The following is a 24,625-nucleotide window of genomic DNA, read 5'->3' as shown; positions in this document are numbered from 1 at the left end:
CCTGAAGGTGTAAAGTGAAACAGTAAAACAATCAAGAAACTGTGAAGGAAAACAGTAGATATTAACCAAAATGTGTAAAGTGAATACAGGCATAGTCAATTGTACACTTTAGTACCTCAATATTGTACACTTTTGCATGGCAAGATTGTACAATATTGAGGTACTAAAGTGTACAATCTTGCATATAAGCCCCATCTTGTTAAAAAAGCGACGTTAACAATGTTAATGTAACAAGAAACAATGTGCGGAACGTATCAAATCAGTAGCTTTGTGATAAAGTGAGATTTTCCTCTGTATACTACAATTTGGCACACGTTCTCCTCACATAAAACTCAATCAGCCTGTTCATAAAATGTAGAGAGAGGAAGAGGTATTTTTACTCACCAACCAAACTAATCCCTCTATACACGAAAAAACGATGGATATCTGAATCAATCTCATATCGAACACGTTAAAAAACATACCACAAAAAGAGAAAAATAACAGTGATTATCTACAGCATATCTATCACCCAATTTATATAAAAGCGCAATAGCTTAAGCTCTTATCACGTTTTTTAGACATAAATGAAAGAGTTATAAACAAAAGTGAAAGACATAAAGCGATTTTTAAATAAACTAAAGACATTAGGAATTAATTGTTTTAAAGATTTGCAATATTTTTGGGGCAGATAAAAATTCAAAATTCAACCTTTATTTAATTGTTATGGAAAATTTTCAAAAATTCCTTTTCACGGCAATTTTTCTATTTGTCGGCCTTAACATACAGGCACAGAGCCTTACTGTTACAGGTAAAGTAATAGACAGTGACGGATTTGAAGTAATCGGTGCCAATGTAGTAATAAAAGGTACCACCGGCACAGGTACCATCACTGATATCGATGGAAAATACTCATTAAGAGTAAATAATGCAGCAAAAGACGTATTGGTATTCACCTATATAGGTATGGATACACAAGAAATCCCGGTCAATGGTCGTAGTCAGATCAATGTGACTCTGGTCCCTAACTCTATTCAACTGGATGAAGTTGTGGCAATTGGTTATGCTACCACTAAGCGTCGTGACTTAACCGGTTCTGTATCTTCCGTTCAGGGAGGTGAATTAAGCAAAATACCGGTTTCCAGTGTAACACAGGCATTAGCTGGTAAAATTGCCGGTGTACAGGTTATCCAATCTCAAGGTTCTCCCGACGCAGAAATCTCAGTACGCGTACGTGGTGGAATGTCAATCACACAGAGCAATGAACCTCTATATATTATAGATGGTTTTCAAAGTGAAAATGGTATGAACGGACTCGATCCGAGTGATATTGAATCTATTGATGTATTGAAAGATGCATCATCAACAGCCATCTATGGTTCTGCAGGAGCAAACGGTGTAATCCTTATTACAACAAAATCCGGTAAGGAAGGCAAAGCAACCGTTAGCTATGATATGTATGTGGGTTTCAAGAAGCTGACCAAGAGAATTGATCTTCTGAGCACAGAACAATTCGCAAAACTGGAATATGAACGTGCTATGATCGGTGCAGACTCCGACAAGCAAACTTATCTGAAATATTATGCAGATCCTTATGATGAAAACGGGGGTGCTATTCTAGATCAGATGTATGCAGCTTATCAAAACATTCCAAGTGTTTATGGTAATCGTGCAGGTATAGACTGGCAGGATGAAGTATTCGGTAGTAACAGCCCCATTTCTCAAAACCACAAAGTAAGTATCAGCGGAGGAACCAAAACATCCAGTTACAACATTTCAATAGCACGTACCAGTGATGACGGAATTATGAAGGGAAGTGGTTTTGCCCGTACCAATATCCGTGCTAAATTTACACAGGATGTCAACAAACGGTTAAAAGTCACCTTCAATGCTAACTACAGCAACGAAACTTCTGAAGGATTGGGTTCTCTGAACGAATCCGGATATTTCAGCCGTATGCAGCATATCCTCCAATATCGTCCTGTTATTGGTAAATATGGTAACGACTCTGATTTGTTAACCCTCCAACGTGACCCGATTACTGATGAAGACAGTGGTAACCAGATGCAAAACCCATTGATCTCCATTCAGGCAGAAGAACGTACTAAAGAAAATAAGAGTCTACAAATCAATGGAGAAGTACAGTTTAAAATATTAGACAATCTCATCTATCGCGGTTCTGTAGGTCTTCGCGAACGTCGCCTGAATAATGATGTATTCTATCAGGCACAGAGTCGCCAGGCTATTAATAGTGGAGCCCCTTACGGAACAAAGAACATCAATGACTATAACGGCTGGCAATATAACAACACCGTGACTTATACCCCGAAACTTAAGAACGGACACTCGTTTGATATGTTGGTAGGTCAGGAAGACTATATGCTTGAAACAAAAACATTATCAGTGACAAATACCAATTTCCCTGATGTAAACTTTGGTTTTGACGATTTTTCATTGGGAACAAACCCTAATGTACCTTCTACGACACATTACAAATACCGTAAGATATCTTTCTTCGGACGTGCTAACTATAACTATAAAAGTAAATATCTTGCTACTGTAACCGTTCGTGCAGATGGTTCCAATCGTTTCGGTAAGAACAATAAATGGGGAGTATTCCCAGCCGGTTCTATTGCATGGCGTGCTTCTGAAGAAGATTTCATCAAAAATCTGAATGTGTTCTCAAACCTGAAAGTAAGATTCGGATATGGTATGGCAGGTAATGACAATATCGGTAGTTACCGTTCATTAGCCATCATGGGTTCCGGCAACACCAGCTACGAAGATCAATTAGTTCCGACTTATGCAAGTTCACAGCTTCCTAATCCGAACCTCAAATGGGAAACTAACATTACAGCCAACTTAGGTCTTGAAATGGGATTCCTTGACCAACGTATTCAGGCCACTATCGATATCTATAATAACCAGACCAAGGATTTGTTACTGAACTCCAAACTTCCAGGATTATCAGGATATACAACCGTAATGAAGAATGTGGGTGAAACGCGCAATCGTGGTATTGAAGTTTCTATTAATACCATCAATATCAGAAACAGAAACTTCACTTGGGAAAGTAATCTGAACTTTGCTCACAACAAGAATAAGATTGTAGCCTTGGCCGACGCTGATTACTTCACTGAACGTTCCGGATGGTCAACTGTATCAGAATTTAATGACGACGATTATATCATCGCTGTAGGACAATCCATGGGACAGATGTACGGCTATCAGCTGGATGGAAAAGGAATCTATATGGTGGAAGATTTCCATTGGGATAATGCTGCAAACAACGGTAACGGAGGATATGTACTGAACGGAGAAGGCAATTCTTATGATGCCAGCATACAACCCGGATATTGGAAATTTAAAGATACAGACGGCGTGAAAGGTATCACTTCTGACGACAAAACCGTAATCGGAAATGCAACTCCGGATATTATCGGTGGATTTATCAACAACTTCACTTTCAAAGGTTTCGATCTTTCTATCGGTTTGAATTTCCAGATTGGCGGTGATGTGTACAATGCTAACAAGATGTATTTTACCAAAATGAATAATAAGAATCGTAATTCATTGGCTAATGCTGCCGAACGTTTCACGTATATTGACGGTACAGGTGCCAATGTTTTCAAAGATCCTGAAAAGCTTGCCATCCTCAACCGTAATGCAAACTATGCATCCATCGAAGGATCCAGCAATCTGGCTTTCCATTCCGGATATGTAGAAGACGCTTCGTTCTTACGACTGAACAATGTCACTTTCGGTTATACCTTCCCGAAAACATGGCTGAAGAAAGCATATATCAGTAACCTCCGTGTGTATGCTTCTGCATACAACCTGTTCACCATTACTGGTTACTCTGGTTATGACCCGGAAGTTAATACCAAACCGAACGGAGGTCTGACTCCGGGTGTGGACTGGGGTGCTTATCCAAGAAGCTTGTCATTCGTATTCGGATTAAACCTTTCATTTTAACCTGATAATAATTTGAAATTATGAAAACAAATAGAATAGTAAATATAATAAAAGTAAGTGCATTCGCTCTCTTCACAGGAGTTATTTCTACCTCTTGTCTTGATCAGCTGGAAGAAGAAACTTACGGAAAATACAGCGCAGATACTTATTTCGATACTACTGGCAAAATGGAAATGGCCGTTAATGGTATATACGAAACTTTCAGCAGTATTACCACTTACGGACAATACTGGCAGGTATACGGAGATTGTGATACAGACATCGCTCATGTAAAAGGAGCCGGTACGGGGCATGTCGCCCGCGACTTAGGTCACTATAATGCCTATGCAGAACACTCCTGGCTACAAAGTTCCTGGGAATTGTATTATCAGGGAATAGACCGTGCCAACACAATTCTGGACCAAAAAGAAAATGTGGTAATTAATGGAGAAAGTGACCAATTGGTATTCAATCGTCTGGTAGCTCAAACCAAGTGTATGCGTGCCATGTGCTACCTCGACTTGGTACGCCTTTGGGGAGATGTGCCTTTGAAGCTTAATCCGTCAAAAGACGGGGATAACTTTAAACTCCCAAAAACAGACCGGGATGAAGTGTATGCACAAATTATAACTGATTTAAAAGAAGCAATACCGGGCCTGTTGTGGTGTGATGACAGCAACCAGAAAGGAGAAAGACTCTCAAAAGGAGCAGCCATGGGATTACTAGCACGGGCTTATTTATTCCGCGGAGGATATTCACTTTATCAGGATAAATCAATCAAACGTCCCGGTAACTATAAAGAATACTACCAGGCAGCACAAACAGTTTTAAACGAATTGATATCTTCTGGCAAACATGGGCTGATCGACGCAGACGGTACATACTCCAGTGGATATGAAAAGAACTTCCGCAACATGTGTGAACTAAAATACGATCCGTTTGAAAACATCTGTGAAATATCATTCTATAATCCAACCGGACAGAATGCAGGAGCCAGCAATATGGGAACATATAACGGTCCTGAAATCAATGTAAACTCCATTTACGGACGTGCTAACTCATTCATCAAAACACATAAATTCTTTTATGAGACTTTTGATGAGAAAGATTTGCGCCGGGATGTAGCAGTAGCCACATTCAGCATCAATGCCAACAGTAAAATTGTAGAAATAGCCGAAAAGAACAGTCAGAACTGGTCGCCCGGAAAATGGCGCCGTAACTGGCAGACAGCTGCTATCAAAGACAATAACAATACCGATGTCAACTTCCCGCTACTTCGATACGCCGACGTTTTATTGATGAGTGCAGAAGTTGAAAACGAACTGAATGACGGTCCGAACGATTTAGCCATTGAACGTGTTAACCAGGTACGTCGCCGTGCTTTTGGCAAACCATATTTAACGGCAAACGCAGATGTAGACCTGAAAACAAGTGATTTCACCGGAAAAGATGATTTCTTCAAATTCATTGTAGCCGAACGCGGACGCGAACTTTGTTTCGAAGGTAACCGCCGACTTGATCTTATACGTTGGAATCTCCTAAAAGAAACAATAGCAACTACTTATCAGAATTTCCTTGATTACTATAACGGTCAGGAAGGACTAGGAAGCAACTATGCATTCGCAGCCGGTTCAAGATTTGTTAGCGGAAAACACGAGCTGTATCCTATCCCCGCCCGCGAAGTACGCGAAACATTAGGTTCTGTTTCTCAGAATCCGGGATATTAATCCCAAAGAAGTTCTTTTCGCCCTGGCGAAACACTCCATCAGTTTTTAATAGAATCGAGTAGGAAGAAGACAACTCCGTTTTCTTCCTACTTTTATTTTTCACCCACTCTTACCATACAGAAATGTTATTTGTTATCAAAGAAATAGTATAATACCATCCGTTATTATTATCTTTGTGAATGAATAGTTTTAAAATAATTAATGTAATTAATTGTATTTGAATATATCAGGATGAGTTTTATTAAACGTATTTATCTATTTATATTATTCTCTGTAATAGGGATAATGACACTTTCTGCTAATGATAACGGAAGCATCAAGTTTTCTCATATATCACTCAACAATGGACTGTCGCAAAGTACCGTTTTCTCTATAGCACAAGACAAAAGAGGAAATATGTGGTTTGCCACTTATGATGGAGTAAATAAATTCGATGGATATGATTTTACTATTTATCAGCATGATGCTTCTGATCCACACAGTATAGCCAATGATATAGCCCGTACTGTTATGACCGATAGTCAGGGACGTATATGGATAGGTACACGGGACGGACTATCATGGTACAATGAAGAAAAAGATTTATTTAGAAATTTCTTTTATAAGAAAAACGGTAAGAACACACAAGTAAACGGCATTGCGGAAATCAATCCGGAACAACTCCTCATCAGTTCGCAGGAAGGACTATTGTTATTTAACGTTAAAGACACCTGCTTTATAGATAATCAACTGAGCACAGAGATGCATCAATTAAAAGCCTCCACTATCAGCAGACAAGGAGAAAATATATATATTGGCACAAATAATGGATTATTTGAATATTCCATTAGTACAGGTCGATTAAGTACAGTAACCAAAGCACTGGATAATAAGCAAATACAAGCAGTTCTATTACAATCCCCTACTCGTTTATGGGTAGCAACCGAAGGAGCCGGACTTTACCTGCTGAATCCCAAAACAGGAGAAGTAAAAAACTACCGTCATTCTCCCGGAACGCCACAATGCATCAGTTCCAATTTTATCCGCTCACTTGCATTGGATTCGCAAAACAGATTATGGATCGGTACATTCAATGACCTGAATATCTATCATGAAGGGCATGATTCATTTGTATCTTTCAGCAGTAACCCGGTAGAAGATGGCAGTTTGTCACAAAGTTCCGTACGTAGCATTTTTATGGACTCTCAAGGAGGTATGTGGCTAGGTACCTACTTTGGAGGACTCAATTATTATCACCCACTGAAAAATCGTTTCCGTAACATCACACGAATTCCTTATCAGAATTCGCTGAACGATAATGTAGTAAGCTGCATAATTGAAGACAAGGAACGTAATCTATGGATAGGAACCAATGATGGAGGGCTTAACCTATACAACCCTAAAACAAAGCATTTCTCTTATTATACTCTGCAGGAAGGCAATAAAGAAGGTATCGGTTCCAATAATGTAAAGGCAGTATATGTAGACGAGAAAAAAGGGCGTGTATACATCGGCACACATGCTGGAGGACTAAGTGTACTCCAACGCAATACAGGACGCATCGAGCATTTCAATATGCACAATAGCGGGTTGCTGGATGACAACGTATATGCTATATTACCGGATGGAGAACAGAGCCTCTGGTTAGGAACTCTCAAGGCATTAATACGATTCAATCCAGAGAAACGTTTGTTTACCGTCATTGATAAAGAAAAAAACGGGAATGAGATTCCCAACCGTCGTATCACCACTCTCTTCCGCGACTCCCGGCAACGTATCTGGGTAGGAGGTGAAGAAGGACTGTGCATTTATAAAGTAGAAAACGGAGAAGTAGAATCCCTTCACCTCATTGAGCCAACTTCTTCATTGGCAGGAGCATTTATCAACTGCGTATATGAAACACAAAATGATGTATTCTGGATAGGAACACGTGAAGGAGTATACAGTTATAATGAAAAGAAAAATACAATAAAACATTATACAACAGCCAACGGACTCCCCAATAATGTACTTTATGGAATACTGGAAGACTCCTTTGGCCGTCTGTGGATGAGTACCAACCGGGGACTGACTTGTTTCAATCCGGAAACAGAGAAATTCCGTAACTTCACGCAGACAGACGGAATACAAAGTAATCAGTTTAACTCATCTTCTTATTGCCGTACTTCGACCGGACAGATGTACTTTGGTGGTATTGCCGGAATCACGACTTTCCGGCCGGAGTTACTAATAGACAATCCATACACTCCTCCGGTAGTAATTACGGGGCTTCGCTTATTCAATAAAATAGTACGCCCGGATGATGAAACAGAAATACTGACACGGAACATTGCAGATACAGAAAGCATTACGCTAAGTTCTCACCAGTCGGCTTTTTCACTGGATTTTGTAGTATCCAATTATATTTCGGGGCAACACAATACATTTGCCTACAAACTAGAAGGATATGACAAAGAATGGTATTATCTGACCGACAAACAGCCTGTGTCCTATTCCAATCTACCGCAAGGAACCTACAACTTCCTCGTAAAAGCAGCCAATAGTGACGGAAAGTGGAACGAAACACCAACTCAGCTTGAAATCGTGGTACTTCCTATATGGTATAAAACGTGGTGGGCAATTCTTTTATTTGTTGCCACATTTACCGGATTCATTACGTTTGTATTCCGCTTCTTCCTGATGCGCAAAAATATGGAAGCCAAATTGGCAATGGAACGAATGGACAAAGAGCATCAGGAAGAAATTAATCAGATGAAGATGCGCTTCTTTATCAATATATCCCATGAATTGCGTACTCCACTAACATTAATAATGGCACCATTGCAAGAAATAATCAGCCGCATTAGTGACCGATGGACACGCAATCAGTTAGACTATATACAACGTAATGCCAATCGCCTGCTCTATCTGGTAAATCAATTAATGGATTACCGCAGAGCAGAATTGGGAGTGTTTGAACTGAAAGCGAGAATAGGAAATGCGCACCAATTAGTAGAAGATAACTTCTTATTCTATGATAAACTGGCTAAACAGAAAAAAATTCATTATACTTTGCATTCGGAAGTAGAAGATAAAGAAATGCTTTTCGATACAAACTATCTTGAACTGATTGTAAACAATCTGCTTTCAAACGCATTCAAATACACACATGAAGGACAAAGTATTACAGTTACATTAAAAAAGGAAAACGATTTTCTGTTATTACAGGTAAGTGATACAGGCATAGGTATTCCTATCAATAAACAAGCCAAAATATTTGAGCGTTTCTATCAAATAGAAAGCGAGTATGTGGGAAGTGGTATCGGATTATCCCTGGTGCAAAGACTGGTAGAACTACACCATGGACATATAGAGTTGGAAAGCGAAGAAGGTAAAGGAAGTACATTCTCTGTTTACCTGCCACAAGATCCTGCAATATACAATCCGACAGAATTAGCTTCAGATACGGAGGAAGAAGCCAAAGTACACACTACAAATCCGAAAGACATGTACTTCATTGACACAGCAACCGTAGAAAAAGAAGTAGTGGAAACAGGTGATAAGAAACGAGGAACAATCTTAATTGTAGAAGATAATAAAGAAATTCTTCACTATCTGAATCAAGGGTTATCCGAACTGTTCAATACAATAGGAGCATATAATGGCGAAGAGGCTTTGGAAATTCTGAAAGAAAAAGATGTAGATGTAGTAGTGACAGATGTTATGATGCCGGTAATGGATGGTATTAAACTGTGTAAAACTATCAAACAAAACATACGAACCTGCCATATACCAGTAATCATACTATCAGCAAAAAGTGAAGTAAAAGATCAGATGGAGGGATTACAGGTAGGTGCAGATGACTATATTCCGAAGCCATTCTCATTGAGCGTTGTGATGACAAAAATTCAGAACATGTTACGAACGCGACACAGAATGCTTGAGCGTTATTCCAAATCATTGGAAGTAGAACCGGAAAAAATAACATTCAATGCCATGGACGAAGCATTGCTAAAACGTGCTGTGGCTATCGTAGAAAAGAATATGGATAATATTGAATTCTCTACCGATGAGTTTGCACGCGAGATGAATATGAGCCGTTCTAATTTACATCTGAAATTAAAGGCAATTACCGGAGAATCTACCATCGACTTCATCCGTAAAATCCGATTCAATGAAGCATGTAAATTATTAAAGGACGGAAGATATACAGTATCTGAAGTAAGTAGTATGGTAGGTTTTAATACTCCCTCCTACTTTGCTACAAGCTTTAAGAAATATTTCGGATGTTTGCCTACGGAATACATAAAGAAAAGAAAAGGATAATATCTATTCTTCGTACGATATACTACACAATGACAGCTCTTACCCCCTTTCAAAGGGGGTAATTCGACAAGACTAATATCCCACTGCACAAAATTAAAAGAAAAAGAGTCGTTTTTAAATAAAGCTGATACAACCTGAATTATTTGGGAGTATGCGTTAATATAACTTTGCTACATAATAAAATGACATGTAGAATCTTTATTAACAAATTACCTGAATGAAACATCTTTTTCTTTTATCTAATGAACGTTCTTCCGGCATGAAAATGTTGGAAGCGACCTATCTTTCAGCTATTACTAACACGTTCAGCAGTCAAATATCTATGCCTGTGGAACAGATGTTAGACCTTAACTATCATTTTCAAACTAACTAAAAACAATCTAGAAACAATGAATTTTAAAAAGTTAACCTCAGGTTTCTTAGCAATCCTGACTGTTACATCACTGATTCTGGCCGGGACTTCCTGCTCGGACACAGAAACTACAGATTCGACTCCTTTTGCAATTTATTATTCGGGAATGACTGATATCGGCCCTTCAATGAATGCAAAAATAAGCGCCCCTACCTATATTGGTGCGACTCCGGCAGACTTTACAATTACTAAAATTATTCTTGAAAATGAAAGTATAAACACCGAAAGCTTCGTTATTGATGCTACAACCGGTGAAATAGAAATCAAGAATAGCGATAATCTGGCTGTCGGACTGTATCATCTTTCTATCTCCTGTGTATCCAACGGAAAGACATATAACTTTGCAGATGCCGTATCTATCAACATGATGCGTCCTGTACCAGAAGGTATCACAGTAGAACCCAACCTGTTGACAATTGACTATGCTGAGGTGAAGACTTCAGATGCCAAAGCACAGGTAAAAACGGAAGGTGAACATGTATCTATCAGCAAATACTCCATTGCAGAAAGTGATTTCAAAGACTACTTCACTGTTAACGCAAGTGGTGAAGTCAGTATTAATAAGAACTATGAAGGTGATATTCTACCGGGTATCTATAAAGTAGCTTTAAAGCTACAGACAGAAGCCGGAGAAGGTATTTTTGCAGATGCTGTGACCTTTAACATCACTTCCAAGCCATTAGCTCTGACCTATACTCCCAATAAAGGTAAGATGGAAGAAGCTACCGAAGGTCCTACTTCATACACCACCAATGTACCTACACTAAAAGGTTCATTGGAAGGTGTTGTTTATCGCATTGCCAATATAATTCCTGCTACAGACAAGATTAAAATTGATGCTTCAACAGGTGTCATTTCTGTAGCAGAAGGACATAGTTTCAAAGCAGGCGAAACCTATGTTATAGATGTAAATGTAAAAAACATCTATAATACAACAGAAGAAGCAGATAAAGTATTCGAAAGCGTATTTACACTGGAAGTAGTTGGTTTTATTGCTCCGATTGAAAACTTTACCTATGAGAACGCAACGAAAACACAGGCAACCCCATTCACCATTGCACATACAGACGCATTCAAAGGTGACGAAGTAACCTTTGAATTAGGTGAACTGGCTGCTGAACTTCAGGGACAACTGAATATTGATGCGACAACAGGTACCATTACCGCAAAGAAAGGTAATACAATTCCTGTAGGTACCTATACAGTAGCTGTAAAAGCCAAAAATGTAAAAGGGGAACAGACCACTACCTTTACACTCGTTATTGAAAAGAATAAGAACTTCTTTACTACCATTACCTATGGTAATAACCTGGGACTACCCGAAGGTAGCGCTTTCCAATACAGGTTCAACTCTGCCGAAGAGCTGGCTAAAGCTATTATCCCCGCACCGAAAACAGATATTCCGGAAGGCGTTACAGTAACTTGGAAAGTACAGAACAAACTCAACATGAGTAATGGTAAAGTAGGTAAAGACGGTGCATTGAATCTGGCAAATATTACATGGAAAGATGCAACGTGTGGCATGATTATGGTGACAGCTACAGCCGGTGAAGGTGACGAAGCCGTATCAGTAAGTGTACCTGTATTCTTCCATTTTGCAGCGCCAGTAAAAGATGTAACTATCAATTATACTCCATTCGTACTTCAGGTAAACCCCAAAACAGGGGGACGCTCTGTAACTCCGACTGTTACAGGAGCAGATGAGAGTAAAGTATTGATGGATTATCGACGTAACTTTAGCTATTACAATATCAACGGAAGCGAAAGCCACATCAGCGGACAGATAAAGAATGATGAGGCAACGAATAACTTCTTTATGGCACAGGTATGGCGTAATTACTATACTGCTGTCAATAAGAAGCCTAATTACGAAGCAAGAGCACCAATGTCTTACTATGATAATGCCAGTTCATCAGCCGTAACATTAGGATATATAGATCCTGCAGACAAGTCACTGGTTATCAATCCGGGTAAATGGATCGGCGAGGATAAAACATATGCCAATGGTGTCATGAGTGGACAAATTACATTTGTAACCAATGGAGCCAGTGCCGGCTTAGGTAGCGGCAATCAGATTTACCCGATTCTTGTTTGGTTTGATGAGAAATTTTAATCTATATCTTATATTATAAATAATGAGTAATTCAATGATAAATAAAGCTATGAGCCAAAGAGGGTGGATGACCCTCTTAGCTCTGATTATGTCAATCAGCTTATATGCCCAGAATACAATTAAGGGAGTAATAGTTGACGAAACAGATTTCCCACTGATCGGAGCAACCGTAATGGTGAAAGGAACGTCCAATGGAGGAGTAACCGATCTGGATGGAAAATTTACAATTACCGCCAAAAAGGGAGATGTATTGTCAGTTTCTTATATTGGTTATAAACCACAAGAAATAAAAATACAGGATCAGAAAACACTGAATATCAAAATGGTTCCGGACAATGCAATGCTGGATGAAGTGGTTGTAGTAGGCTATGGTTCAATGAAGCGTTCGGACCTGACCGGATCAGTATCATCGGTATCTGCCAAAAATGTTGAAGGCTTCAAGACCGGTTCGGTAATGGAAGCTTTAGGAGGACAGGTAGCCGGTGTACAAATCACACAAACAGACGGTACACCCGGTTCTGGTTTTGATATCAAAGTACGCGGTATCGGTACAATGACAGGAGATGCTTCTCCACTGTACATTGTAGATGGTTTCCAGGTAGACGATATTAATTATCTCGCCAACTCGGACATTGAATCAATCGAGGTATTGAAAGATGCTTCCTCAGCTGCCATCTATGGAGCACGTGCAGCCAATGGTGTTGTAATGGTAACTACAAAATCAGGTAAAACCGGCCGCCCCGTAGTAAGTTATAACGGTTCTACAAGTTACCGTAAGATTTCCAAGACACTGGATTTGCTGGATCCGTATGAATTTGTAAAATTACAGATGGAAGTTAATCCCAGTAAATATGCAAATACGTATTATAAAACCGGCGAAGATGACAATGGCGTTCCCTACAGATACCAGTCTATGGATGATTATATCGGTGTACAAGGCGTAGATTGGCAAGGTGAAACATTCCGCCCGACCTGGTCACAAGATCATAACCTGTCTGTAATGGGTGGTAATGACAATACGAAGTATACGCTTTCATTCTCCCGCTACAATGAAAATGGTATTTTCAACAATAGTGGATTTGATAAAACATCCGGTAAATTCCGTGTGAATCAGAAAGTAACCAAAAATGTATCTTTCGATGCTACTATCAACTATTCAAATACAAACAAGAAGGGTGCAGGAACATCCGGAGATTCCGGTCGTTTCAACATGCTGGCCCAAATTTTGAGTGCGCGTCCTACCGGTGGTCTTGCATTAACCAATGAAGAACTATTGGCAGCTGCTATCGACCCATTAGAGTTGGAAAGTAGCGAAAGCCTCGCACAGGTAAATCCTATTATGCAGACTCAATCTGTTACGAATACAAAACGTTCTGAAATGTGGTCGGGTAATTTGTCTGTAACCTGGGAAATTATAAAAGGGTTAACATTCAAAACAGCCGGAACTTACAATACAACCAATACCCGCACGAACATTTTCTATAAAAATGGTTCAAAAGAAGCCTACCGTAACGGACAGAAACCTTATGGTCAGACTCAAATGGGACGTGACCTGCGTTGGACGAACTATAACAACCTTACCTGGAAACAGAAAATCAAAAAACATTCTTATGACGTAATGTTGGGACAGGAGATCTCGTTCAAAAGTTCTGAATACCTGTTAGGACAGGCAAAAGATTTCCCTTTTGACAACATGGGTAATGACAATTTAGGTATTGGTGCAACGCCAAGTAAAGTAGCTACTTCATACAGCGACAAAACACTGGTATCATTTTTTGCCCGTGGTAACTATAGTTACAACAATCGTTATTTGTTGACTGCCACTGTACGTGCTGACGGCTCTACAGTATTCTCTAAAAAGCATAAATGGGGATATTTCCCTTCATTCTCTGCTGCATGGAGGGTTTCTGAAGAAAATTTCATGAAGAACCTGGAATTCATCTCAAATGCTAAAGTACGTTTTGGCTGGGGAACAGTAGGTAATGACCGTATATCCAACTACTTATCTATGGACTTATACGAACAGAGCAAATATGGTGTAGGTGGAAGCACAGTTACTGTACTAACTCCGAAACAACTGAAAAATGAAAATCTGAAATGGGAAGGTTCTACCACCATTAACTTAGGTTTTGACCTGGGCTTCCTTGACAACAGACTGAACCTGACAGCTGATTTCTTTATCAAAAACACGAAAGACTTGTTACTGGCACAGAGTCTGGCACATGTCACCGGATTCTCTTCTCAATACCAAAACATTGGTAAGATTCAGAATCGCGGTATCGAACTTAGCCTGAACAGTACAAACATCCAGAATCGTAACTTTACCTGGCAAACAGATTTCAACATTTCATTCATTCGCAACGAATTGAAATCACTCCAGTCAGGAGTACAATCGATGTATTCCCGTTCGGGATTCAGCTCTGACTTTACAAACTACGATTACGTAGCTACCGTAGGTTCTTCTTTGGGATTAATTTATGGATATGAATTTGATGGTGTATATCAAAGCTCCGACTTTATTACTACTCCAAACGGTTCACATCAACTAAAACCGGGTGTGACACGTAATGATCGCTATACTACCGGTCCTTTGGCTCCGGGTGTTGTGAAATATAAAGATCAGGATGGTGACGGTGTAATCACCACTAACGACCGTACGGTAATTGGTAATGCTATTCCCAAATGGTATGGTGGTTTCACTAATACATTTAACTATAAGGGCATCGACCTGAGTGTCATGTTCCAATTCAATTATGGTAATGATGTATACAATGCAACCCGCCTTTATGCCACCCAAACTCAGAACGAACGTACCAATCAGCTGGCAGAGGTTGCCGACCGCTGGACTCCGACCAATGCTTCCAACAGAGTACCTTCGGCCAAAGGATACGTAAAAAATGAACTATATTCACGTTTCATTGAAGACGGTTCATTCCTGCGTTTGAAAAATGTGACACTGGGTTACACACTTCCTGTCAACTGGACAAAGAAAGCATATATTTCTAAATTACGCGTATATGCTTCAGGACAGAACCTCTTCTGTATTTCGGGTTATAGCGGCTATGACCCTGAGGTAAGTACAGCAAGCAGCAGCCCGATGACTCCCGGACTTGACTGGGGGGCATATCCAAAGAGTAGAGTAATTACATTCGGACTTGATATTCAATTCTAATCAAATGACAACAATGAAAAAGATATCCTATTATATATTCGCGGCATTAATGTGTGCCACTTCCCTCTCCTCTTGCTCAGACATGCTTGAGGAAGAGTCAGCTGTAGAAGTTGATAAATCGAAATACATGAACAATGCTTCAGAAGCAGAAACCGTGTTATTGGGTGTTTATCGCAATATGGTGACTGATGCACTGTATAGCTACAATCTATCTATATTGTTTAATATCACCAATGACATTGCACAATGTGAAGGTAACTCGACAAATGCATTCCGTGAAATCCCGGCCAATGCCTTCACCACAAGTAACTCCAGTGTTCAGTCTACCTGGTCTACATTGTACAACTCCATCTACAATGCCAATGATTTTATTGAAACCCTGGAAAGTAAAGTGGGTAACTATACAGAAGGCGATAAGAAGCTGGCAAATATCTATATGGCAGAAGCAAGAGCTTTACGTGGTTTATATTACTTCGAATTAGTTCGCTGGTATGGTAATATCGCACTCATGAAAAATACCCAGATGTCTAACCAGCATCCGTCTACTTTTGTACAGGCAGACCCGGCTGAAGTATACCGTTTTATTGAAGATGATCTGAAGTTTGCAGCAGAGAACCTGCCATATTCAACCGAGGACGATGTACGCAAAGAGAGTAGCTTCCGCATGTCAAAAGGAGCTGCCTTAGGATTGTTGGCTAAAGTATATGCTACATGGGCAGGATATCCTGTACATGACACTTCTAAATGGGAACAGGCTGCACTGACTGCTCAGACACTTATCGAATCTAAAAAACACAGCTTACTGCAAAATTATGAACAATTATGGAAAAATACCTGCAACGGTGTGTGGGCCCCTGAAGAGAGCTTAATTGAAGTAAGTTTCTATGCCCCTACCGTAACAGGTACAAACAGCGAAGATCCCGTAGGGCGTATTGGTAAGTGGAACGGCGTGATTGCAAACGAAATCCCAGGTGTACGTGGACGTAATGCAGGTAATGTGAAAGTTATCTATACTTTCTACCGTGACTGGGAGAATAAAGAAAACGATTTGCGTTGTAATCTCTCTATCGCCGACTATAAATATGTGGGTACTGTAAAAACTCCGTATTCAACCAAAGGCCCGGACGAAGACCAAAAAAACTGGCAACTTCTTACTCCGGCTAAGTGGGATACAGAAAAGTATGTAAGCAAAAGTAATGTACTGATCAATGGTGAACGTTCCAACATAAATTGGTACATCCTACGCTACTCAGATGTATTGCTATTGTATGCAGAAGCCTTGAATGAATGGAAGGGAGCCCCCAATGATGCTGCTTACAACGCTGTAAATATGGTACGCCGCCGCGGATTCGGACTTCCGGTAGACGCAGCAAGTGAAATTGCAGACCTGCCTGCCGGGCTCGATTATCAAGGTTTCCAGAAAGCCATCCGCAAAGAACGTGCATACGAGCTTGCTTTTGAAGGACATCGTCGCCAAGATCTTGTACGCTGGGGAATCTATGCAGAAGCAATTGATGAAACAGATACACAGTTGAGAAGATGGTTCCCAAATGCAAATTACATAGCATACGATTTTACAAAGAAGGGGAAACACGAACTGTTTCCCATCCCGCAAAGAGACAAAGATCTTATGAAACAGTTCAAACAAAACCCGGGTTGGAATTAATTCGGAATTACTATAAAAGTAAAGCAAGAGGGTGCTACAGAGCACCCTCTTGTATAATATTAATAGCAAATTCAACAAAAGTAATACTATAGTGGACTTATTCCAATTCCTTTTCAACATTCGTACAATAAAAATACATTCTGATTGAGTACATTTGCAATATAACAAAATCACATTTAACAACTGCTTATTAAAAAATGAATAACATGAAAAAGAACCTTGTGCTCTTTGCTTCGCTTGCGGTCGTTGCTCTGTCATCGTGCAACACCACTCCAAAGGAAGACTACAGCTGGATTAAAAAAGGCATTGATGTAGCTTCTGCACAGCTCAAACTCACAGCTGAAGAAATTGCTGACTCAACAAAAATGCCACGTTCCATCTGGACCGGCTATGATATGAATTTCCTTTGTCAGCAATTAGAACGAGATTCACTTACTTTTAAGGACTCACTTCGTACTCATCCTCAGGCATACAAGTTAGGGAAACGCCGTCTTTGCGGACTACTTGACTGGACAAGCGGATTCTTTCCCGGAACGTTATGGTATACTTACGAGCTGACAGGTGATAATGCATTAAAAACACAAGCTGTTAAATATACAAATATGCTGAATCCGGTACGCTACTATACGGGTACACACGATCTTGGTTTTATGATAAATTGTAGCTATGGCAACGCAAAACGTTTATCACCCAATGATACCATCTCCGCTGTAATGGTGGAAACAGCAGAAAACCTTTGTTCACGTTTTAATGAGTCAATTGGGGCAATCCGTTCATGGGATTTCGGAACATGGAACTTCCCGGTTATCATCGACAACATGATGAATCTCGACCTGTTATTCACAGCCAGCAAAATGACAGGTAACCCCAAATACAAAGACATTGCTATCAAACATGCACAGACTACCATGAAATATCATTTCCGTCCGGACTATACCTGCTGGCACGTTATCAGCTACAACAATGATGGTACAGTGGAACGCAGACAGACTCACCAGGGCAAAAACGATGACTCTTCATGGGCACGCGGACAAGCATGGGCGGTATACGGATACGTATCCTGCTATCGTGAAACTGGCGACAAAGAATACTTGAATTTTGCTACTAAAATTGCCGATATGATCATGGCACGGGTAAAAACAGATGATGCCATACCTTTGTGGGACTATGATGCACAAGGTGAAGGAACTCCGCGCGATGCCTCAGCAGCTTCTGTAACAGCTTCTGCCCTCATTGAAATGAGTACAATGGTTCCGGATGGGAAGAAATATCTGGATTATGCTGAGAAAATCCTGAAGAGTCTCTCGAGCGATGCATATCTGGCCAAAGCAGGTGAGAACCAGGGATTCATTCTGATGCACTCTACCGGTTCACTACCCAATGGCTCAGAAATCGACACTCCGCTGAATTACGCAGACTATTACTACATGGAAGCTTTGAAACGCTTTATGGATGTAAAAGGGATAGAATATAAGAAGCTATAATAAAGTTATGGAGTTATAGGGCTATAAGCCTAAGGACTTAATCCTATAACATTATAGTTCCTATAACTCTATAACATTATAATTCCCATAATAACCCTATAACATTATAACTCTATAACATAAATAATTATCATGTTAAACAAAACATTTAAATTAATCACTCTGCTTGTTATTGCATGTTTTGCAAGCCAAGCAGGTGCCCAGGAATTGAAAAGCGAAGTATTCTCGCTCCTCAACCTGGATTATCCGGGACTTGAGAAAGTAAAAGCCCTTCACGAAGAGGGTAAGAATGAAGATGCTGCCAAAGCATTACTCGACTACTATCGGGCACGGACCAATGTGAAGAGTCCGGATATCGATCTGCAAAACCTTAAAATCAGCAAACAGGAGCAGAAATGGGCCGACGATGGTTTAGAACACACTTTCTTTGTACATAAAGGTTATCAGCCTTCTTACAACTACGGTAAAGACATTAACTGGCAATACTGGCCGGTGAAAGACAATGAATTACGTTGGCAGTTGCACCGTCACAAATGGTTCACTCCGATGGGAAAGGCTTACCGCATCTCCGGTGACGAAAAGTATGCAAAAGAATGGGCTTTTCAGTATATCGACTGGATCAAGAAGAATCCTCTGACAAAGATGGAAAAAGAACACTACGAACTTGTCAGTGCAGGTGAAGTGAAAGGAAATGCTGAAAACGTACGCTTTGCATGGCGTCCACTGGAAGTGAGTAACCGTCTGCAAGACCAGACAAGCCAGTTCCTGCTATTCCTCCCCTCTTCATCATTTACTCCGGATTTCCTCACAGAATTCCTTGTAAATTACCACAAACATGCTGTACATATCCTGAATAACTATTCGGACCAGGGCAATCACTTATTGTTCGAGGCACAACGTATGATCTATGCAGGAGCCTTCTTCCCCGAATTCAAAGAAGCGGCAGCATGGAGAAAAAGCGGTATCGATATCCTGAATCGCGAAATTCATGTACAGGTATACGAAGATGGCGGACAGTTTGAACTTGACCCGCACTATCACCTGGCAGCTATCAATATCTTCTGCAAGGCATTGCGCATGGCAGATGTAAACGGATTCCGTAATGAATTCCCGCAAGGTTATCTGGATACCATCGAATCAATGATTACTTTCTATAGTAACATCTGTTTCCCTGATTATTCTAATCCTTGCTTCAGTGACGCTAAATTGGGTGATAAACCAGCTGAAATCAACAACTACAAAGACTGGGTAAAAATCTTCCCCAAAAATGAGCAGATACTTTGGTTTGCTACAGAAGGTAAACAAGGAAAGAAACCGGAGAACTTATCAAAAGGTTTCCTGAAATCAGGCTTCTTTACTTTCCGCAATTCATGGAATACAGACGCTACAGTAATGGTAGCGAAAGCCGGACCAAAAGCGTTCTGGCATTGCCAACCGGATAATGGTACATTTGAGCTTTGGTTTAATGGTAAAAATCTGTTCCCCGACAGTGGTGCATACGTATATGCCGGTGAAGGTGAAGTAATGAAATTACGTAACTGGTTCCGCCAGACTATGGTCCACAATACGTTGACACTTGATAACAAAACATTAGAGACCACAGAATCTGTAACCAAACTTTGGCAACCGGAAGGTGACGTACAAATATTAGTAACTGAAAACCCCAGCTACAAAGATTTGAAACACCGTCGTTCTATATTCTTCGTTGACAATAAATATTTTGTGATTGTAGACGAAGCCGTAGGTACTGCCAAAGGCAAAGTAAATCTACACTACCAACTGTGCGAAGGTAAAGTGAATATTGATCCAAAAACAATGACACTCACTTCTGACTTTGAAGGTAACAGTAATGTGAAACTACAATGCTTTGCTCCGAAAGGCACAACATTGGAAACAGAAGAAGGATGGCGCTCTACTGCTTATCGCAAGCGCGTTGAGCGTACGGCTGTAGCCTTCAATGTAAACAAAGATAAAGAAGAGGCCGTACGTTATATCACTATCATCTACCCGACTGAAGACAGTACCAAAGCCCCCAAACTGTCAGCAAGCTTCAAAAACAAGAAGTTTGACGAAAATACACTGGAAGTAGAAGTGAAGATCGACGGTAAGAAACAGTCATTGAAATATAAAATCAGCGATTAGTGATGAGTAGTTAGTGATTAGTGATAAGTGATTAGCCAGCTGCACTATATACCGCATGGCGTTAATCACTCATCACTGATCATTAGTCACTAATCACTAATCACATATCACTAACCACTAAATAACTGGTCATTATGAAAAGCAATTCTTCTCAACTCATCCTTCCACTTGCCGCACTGAGTCTTGCCTCGTGCGCAGAAAAAAAGGAAGAACTCAAGCGCCCTAACATCATTTTCATGATGACGGACGACCATACCACACAAGCCATGTCATGCTATGGTGGTAATCTTATCCAAACTCCGAATATGGACCGCATTGCCAATGAAGGTATCCGCTTCGACAACTGCTATGCAGTCAATGCACTCTCCGGTCCATCCCGTGCCTGTATCCTGACAGGTAAATTCAGCCATGAGAACGGCTTTACTGACAATGCAAGTACTTTTAACGGCGATCAGCAGACTTTCCCCAAACTACTGCAACAAGCCGGATATCAAACTGCCATGATCGGCAAATGGCATCTTATCACCGAACCGCAAGGCTTTGATTTCTGGAGTATTCTGAGCGGACAACATGAACAGGGTGATTATTACGACCCGGATTTTCTTGAAATGGGTAAACCTGTTGTCGAGAAAGGATATGCCACAGATATTATCACAGACAAAGCAATCAACTTTCTTGAACACCGCGATAAATCAAAACCTTTCTGCATGATGTATCATCAGAAAGCGCCTCATCGCAACTGGATGCCTGCCCCCCGGCATCTGGGTATATTCAACAACACAATATTCCCCGAGCCAGCCAACCTTTTCGATGATTACGAAGGACGTGGGCGTGCAGCACGTGAACAGGATATGTCTATCGAACATACATTAACGAACGATTGGGACTTGAAGTTACTCACACGTGCCGAAATGCTGAAAGATACTACCAATCGCCTGTACAGCGTATACAAACGCATGCCGGCAGAAGTGCAGGACAAATGGGATTCAGTCTATGCACAACGTATTGCCGAGTATCACAAAGGAAACTTAAAAGGAAAGGCACTTATCAGCTGGAAATATCAGCAATACATGCGCGATTATCTGGCAACAGTACTGGCAGTAGATGAGAATATCGGACGCCTGATGAACTATCTGGAAGAGATTGGAGAACTGGATAACACAATCATCGTCTATACATCGGATCAGGGTTTCTTCCTGGGTGAACATGGTTGGTTTGACAAACGCTTTATGTATGAAGAATGCCAACGTATGCCACTGATAATCCGTTTCCCAAAAGGTATCAAAGCAGGAAGTACAAGTAGTGCAATCAGCATGAATGTAGACTTTGCTCCTACTTTCCTAGATTATGCAGGAGCAGATATCCCTTCGGATATACAGGGTAAATCTCTGAAACCGATCCTGGATAATGCAGGCAAAACTCCGGTAGACTGGCGTCAGGCTGCCTATTATCACTATTATGAATATCCGGCAGAGCACTCTGTGAAACGTCATTACGGCATTCGCACACAGGATTTCAAACTCATTCATTTCTACAATGACATCAACGAATGGGAAATGTATGATATGAAAGCAGACCCGCGCGAAATGAATAATGTATTTGATAAACCGGAGTATGCAGAGAAGCAAAAAGAACTCATGCAGCTGTTGGAAGATACACAGAAACAATATAATGATACTGACCCGGAAGAGAAGGTAAAAGAACTCTTCAAAGGAGACAGACGAATGATGCACAACAGGTGAAAAGATTAGACGATTGGACAATTGACAATTTACGATTGATATTTCCTCTTTCAGAAGAATAATCCTAATTGCAAATTGTCTAATCGTAAATCTCTCCGCTGCCTTATATATAAACAAAGTTATTTCAATCGTAAATTGTAAATCGTCTAATCGTAAATATTATTATGGACAGAAGAAGTTTTCTTAAAAACACAGGTTGGTCCTTCCTGGGACTGGCCGCATCCGGTAGCTTGCTCGGTGCTTGTGCAGCAGGTAGCAAAGAGGCTAAAAAAATCATGCCATCAGCAAGTGACCTTAAAATGTACTGGGGTGACTTACATAATCACTGTAACATCACTTACGGACATGGTGATATGCGCGATGCTTTTGAAGCAGCAAAAGAACAACTGGACTTTGTATCAGTGACTCCACATGCCATGTGGCCGGATATTCCCGGAGCTGATGATCCTCGTCTGAAATGGGTGATAGACTACCACACAGGTGCTTTCAAACGTCTGCGTGAAGGTAACTATGACAAATACGTCGCTATGACGAAAGAGTATAATAAGGAAGGAGAATTCCTTACTTTTACGGGATACGAATGCCATAGCATGGCACACGGTGACCACGTGGCACTGTGGCATGACATTGATGTGCCACTCGTTGAGTGCACCTCTGTACAGGAATGGAAAGAGAAACTAAAAAATGAGAAGGTATTTATCACCCCGCACCATATGGGTTATCAGGGTGGATACCGTGGATATAACTGGGATTGTTTCACAGAAGGAGATCAGACTCCGTTCGTTGAAATGTATTCTCGTCACGGACTGGCAGAAAGTGATCAGGGAGATTATAACTATCTGCACGATATGGGACCACGCCAGTGGGAAGGAACCGTGCAATACGGATTGGATCGTGGCAATAAGTTTGGTATCATGTGCTCAACAGACCAACATTCGGGCTATCCCGGTAGCTATGGTGACGGACGTATCGGTGTACTGGCTCCTTCACTGACTCGGGATGCTATCTGGGATGCTCTGAAAAGCCGTCATGTATGTGGTGCGACCGGTGACAAAATTAAGATTGACTTCCGCCTGAATGATGCATTCATGGGAGACGTAGTACGTGGCAACAGCCGTCGCATCTATGTTAACGTAGAAGGTGAAAGCTGTATCGACTATGTAGATATCGTGAAAAACGGACAATGCATTGCCCGCCTGAATGGACCATTGACTCCGATAATGCCCGAAGGTGACACTGTACACTGTAAAGTAAAAGTAGACTTTGGCTGGAATCGCGAAGAGAAATATGTACACTGGCAAGGTAAACTCGCAGTGAATAAAGGACGTATCGTGAGCGTAACCCCCTGTTTCCGTGGCGCTGCATTTACTTCTCCGCAAGAGGGTGAAACAGAATTCCATACACATGTAAATCGTATCCTTTCTACCAATGAGAAGGAAACAGAACTCGATATGTACTCCAGTAAAAATCCGAACGTAACCACTCCCGCTATGCAGGCTGTCATCCTTGAACTGGAAATGCCTAAAGACGGAGTTCTGGCAGCGGAGTTTAACGGCAAGAAGTTTGAACATACTTTAGGCGAATTACTCGAAGGTTCACGCTCTCATTTCATGATAGGCTGGTTGAGCGAAGCCATTCTTTTCAACCGTGCAATGCCCGAAAGCTGCTATACTGTAGAGCATTTTATGGAAGATAAAGAACCGCAAAAGGATACGGATTATTACTATGTCCGGGTTCGCCAACGCGATCAGCAGTGGGCATGGAGTTCACCGATCTGGGCGGAGAGAGTTTAAATTGTATAATGTACTTTTCTTTCGCCTTGATGCGAAAGAAAAGATACCAAAAGAAAGAATCAAGGCTGCATTTTTTCTCCTACTCACTTCCTGCGTTCCGCTAAAGGGGCTCGAACTCGCTTCGCTCAAACAATCGCCCCTTTTTGACGCTTCACTG

General features: G+C 40.8%; 10 protein-coding genes. All 10 read left to right on the top strand.

Translation table 11 applies throughout. The annotated features are described in order from the left end of the window. Positions 1 to 705: 705 nt before the first annotated feature. The 10 genes from QX565_RS17145 (at position 706) to QX565_RS17100 (ending at position 24,468) form a co-directional block, all read left to right on the top strand. Positions 706 to 3,954: a SusC/RagA family TonB-linked outer membrane protein gene (locus QX565_RS17145; protein ID WP_221648538.1), complete on the top strand. Its 3,249-nt coding sequence runs from the start codon at positions 706 to 708 to the stop codon at positions 3,952 to 3,954. Positions 3,955 to 3,974: 20 nt separating this feature from the next. Continuing rightward, positions 3,975 to 5,660 (top strand): RagB/SusD family nutrient uptake outer membrane protein, encoded by a 1,686-nt coding sequence (locus QX565_RS17140; RefSeq protein WP_289293662.1) that lies wholly within the window; start codon positions 3,975 to 3,977, stop codon positions 5,658 to 5,660. A gap of 285 nt (positions 5,661 to 5,945) precedes the next feature. Further along, on the top strand, positions 5,946 to 9,944 hold the full coding sequence (locus QX565_RS17135; protein ID WP_502874524.1) for a hybrid sensor histidine kinase/response regulator transcription factor: 3,999 nt from the start codon (positions 5,946 to 5,948) through the stop codon (positions 9,942 to 9,944). 389 nt (positions 9,945 to 10,333) lie between these two features. Continuing rightward, positions 10,334 to 12,469 (top strand): surface glycan-binding family protein, encoded by a 2,136-nt coding sequence (locus tag QX565_RS17130; protein WP_289293658.1) that lies wholly within the window; start codon positions 10,334 to 10,336, stop codon positions 12,467 to 12,469. 34 nt (positions 12,470 to 12,503) lie between these two features. Beyond that, positions 12,504 to 15,641 (top strand): SusC/RagA family TonB-linked outer membrane protein, encoded by a 3,138-nt coding sequence (locus QX565_RS17125; RefSeq protein WP_414429708.1) that lies wholly within the window; start codon positions 12,504 to 12,506, stop codon positions 15,639 to 15,641. A gap of 13 nt (positions 15,642 to 15,654) precedes the next feature. Next, positions 15,655 to 17,307 carry a RagB/SusD family nutrient uptake outer membrane protein gene (locus QX565_RS17120; RefSeq protein ID WP_221648543.1) on the top strand — a complete coding sequence of 551 codons (1,653 nt, stop codon included), beginning with the start codon at positions 15,655 to 15,657 and terminating at the stop codon, positions 17,305 to 17,307. A gap of 197 nt (positions 17,308 to 17,504) precedes the next feature. Further along, positions 17,505 to 18,791 (top strand): DUF4995 domain-containing protein, encoded by a 1,287-nt coding sequence (locus QX565_RS17115; protein WP_221648544.1) that lies wholly within the window; start codon positions 17,505 to 17,507, stop codon positions 18,789 to 18,791. A 132-nt stretch (positions 18,792 to 18,923) separates the two neighbouring features. Beyond that, a complete protein-coding gene (gene hepC, locus QX565_RS17110; RefSeq protein WP_289293654.1) occupies positions 18,924 to 20,933 on the top strand; it encodes a heparin-sulfate lyase HepC in 2,010 nt (669 codons plus the stop codon). Positions 20,934 to 21,067: 134 nt separating this feature from the next. Further along, complete coding sequence (locus QX565_RS17105) at positions 21,068 to 22,675, top strand: sulfatase family protein (protein WP_221648546.1); 1,608 nt, start codon at positions 21,068 to 21,070, stop codon at positions 22,673 to 22,675. A 164-nt stretch (positions 22,676 to 22,839) separates the two neighbouring features. Next, positions 22,840 to 24,468 carry a PHP domain-containing protein gene (locus QX565_RS17100; RefSeq protein ID WP_289293652.1) on the top strand — a complete coding sequence of 543 codons (1,629 nt, stop codon included), beginning with the start codon at positions 22,840 to 22,842 and terminating at the stop codon, positions 24,466 to 24,468. Positions 24,469 to 24,625: the final 157 nt, after the last annotated feature.

Source organism: Bacteroides sp. 41_26, from assembly GCF_949740115.1.
In the GTDB taxonomy this organism is placed as follows: domain Bacteria; phylum Bacteroidota; class Bacteroidia; order Bacteroidales; family Bacteroidaceae; genus Bacteroides; species Bacteroides nordii.
This window is presented reverse-complemented; position numbering and strand designations above follow the sequence as displayed.

Coding starts and splice junctions, on each gene's coding strand:
- QX565_RS17125 (WP_414429708.1), top strand. CDS start 12,504: ATGATAAATAAAGCTATGAGCCAAAGAGGGTGGATGACCCTCTTAGCT.
- QX565_RS17100 (WP_289293652.1), top strand. CDS start 22,840: ATGGACAGAAGAAGTTTTCTTAAAAACACAGGTTGGTCCTTCCTGGGA.
- QX565_RS17105 (WP_221648546.1), top strand. CDS start 21,068: ATGAAAAGCAATTCTTCTCAACTCATCCTTCCACTTGCCGCACTGAGT.
- QX565_RS17120 (WP_221648543.1), top strand. CDS start 15,655: ATGAAAAAGATATCCTATTATATATTCGCGGCATTAATGTGTGCCACT.
- QX565_RS17115 (WP_221648544.1), top strand. CDS start 17,505: ATGAATAACATGAAAAAGAACCTTGTGCTCTTTGCTTCGCTTGCGGTC.
- QX565_RS17140 (WP_289293662.1), top strand. CDS start 3,975: ATGAAAACAAATAGAATAGTAAATATAATAAAAGTAAGTGCATTCGCT.
- QX565_RS17145 (WP_221648538.1), top strand. CDS start 706: ATGGAAAATTTTCAAAAATTCCTTTTCACGGCAATTTTTCTATTTGTC.
- QX565_RS17130 (WP_289293658.1), top strand. CDS start 10,334: ATGAATTTTAAAAAGTTAACCTCAGGTTTCTTAGCAATCCTGACTGTT.
- hepC (WP_289293654.1), top strand. CDS start 18,924: ATGTTAAACAAAACATTTAAATTAATCACTCTGCTTGTTATTGCATGT.
- QX565_RS17135 (WP_502874524.1), top strand. CDS start 5,946: ATGACACTTTCTGCTAATGATAACGGAAGCATCAAGTTTTCTCATATA.